Origin of the sequence: Shewanella sp. 10N.286.45.A1, from assembly GCF_041470405.1 — a bacterium.
Taxonomy (GTDB): domain Bacteria; phylum Pseudomonadota; class Gammaproteobacteria; order Enterobacterales; family Shewanellaceae; genus Shewanella.
On the sequence record NZ_JBFRMK010000018.1, the window covers coordinates 1 to 1,342 of the forward strand.

General features: G+C 42.3%; 1 protein-coding gene and 2 pseudogenes. All 3 read left to right on the top strand.

The features are described from left to right. Positions 1-173 precede the first annotated feature (173 nt). Positions 174-494, top strand: a pseudogene (locus AB4238_RS01655) (transposase); the annotation flags it as partial. Between the two features lie 33 nt (positions 495-527). Further along, positions 528-656, top strand: a complete 129-nt coding sequence (locus AB4238_RS01660) for a transposase domain-containing protein (RefSeq protein ID WP_372030777.1) — start codon at positions 528-530, stop codon at positions 654-656. Between the two features lie 2 nt (positions 657-658). After that, a pseudogene (locus AB4238_RS01665) lies at positions 659-1,040 on the top strand (ISAs1 family transposase); the annotation flags it as partial. Between the last annotated feature and the right edge of the window lie 302 nt (positions 1,041-1,342).

The following is a 1,342-nucleotide window of genomic DNA, read 5'->3' on the forward strand; positions in this document are numbered from 1 at the left end:
TTTTGCCAATTTGTTTAACCTCAGCCGCACTACGTGAGCCCCTCAGTCTTTCCACTTCTGCTTTGCATTGGCTTAAAAGGGAATAACCATTTCTTTACCAATGCGCTTTGAATTGAAAAGACTGAGGGGCTCTGAACGGGTCAAATACTTAATGCAATTGGTATAAAGCGGATATGGGGCTCAACATGATAGCGAAGCTGTATCGTATAGAGAGTCAAATCAAAGAGCTATCGCTTGAAGAGCGGCTGTACTTTAGGCGTACTCACTCAAGTGCTCAGCTCGCGCTATTTAAACAATGGTTGGATAAATCTGCGACGCAAGTGTCAGAGAAAAGTGCTTTGGGCAAAGCCATCTATTAAAGCCTCAATCAATGGTCGAAACTCAGCTGTTATACAGAAGATAGCCGGCTCAATATCGACAACAACCGTGCAGAACGTGCTGTAAAACCGTTTGTATTAGGGCGTGAAAACTGGCAGTTTAACCACAATCACCGCGGTGCTGAAGCCAGTGCTGTTTTATACAGCATCATAGAAACCGCCAAAGCTAACGGTCTTATTCCGTTCGATTACATCGAACACTGCTTGGAGCAACTATCCCATCCAAACTGTGACCTTAGTAGCCTGTTACCCTGGCTCGTTGATCTAAGCAGGGCGTAGTAAGACGTTGTCAGCAAGTTCTTATTAAGAAAAGCTGGTTAAACCAGAAGTATCTGTGGGTTGGGATAAAAAGTATTATCAAGGTGACATCCGACGTACATGAGTTCATTAGATTTAAATGCAAAGCAGGCGCTATCTTCTGTGCGAAATCATTGGCAAGTAGAGAGCATGCATTGGGTGTTAGATATGACATTCAGAGAAGATGAATCACGGATCCGTAAAGGCCGAGGTTCGCTTGCTTTTAATGTGATGAGAAAAATAGCAATGACCTTGTTCAAGCAAGACCAGACAAAACGCGCGAGTATGGCGGCTAAAAAGAAGATGGCTGGGTTGGACGACGAGTATCGCTCAACCCTGTTAGCATCAGGGATTAAAATGCGTTAGCCGTGGAATTATTGCTAGAACAGCGAATTTTGCTCTTAACGTCAAATAGATAAGGTATTTATCGACCCAGCGAAACTTAACTTCTTTCATAGCTTTCTCTCAATCCTAGAACTGCGACCCTATTATTTATCGGTAAAAATGATCTTTCTTAACCAATTAGTTACAGGTTTATATCCAGGGTGAGGTTGTGAACGTTTTTTAGGCAATTCAACGATCAATTTGACGATCACATTTAGGTGTGATCATATACTCCCTTTTTATGGAGAGCATCATGCATATTGATCACTTTAAAGAACATTTCC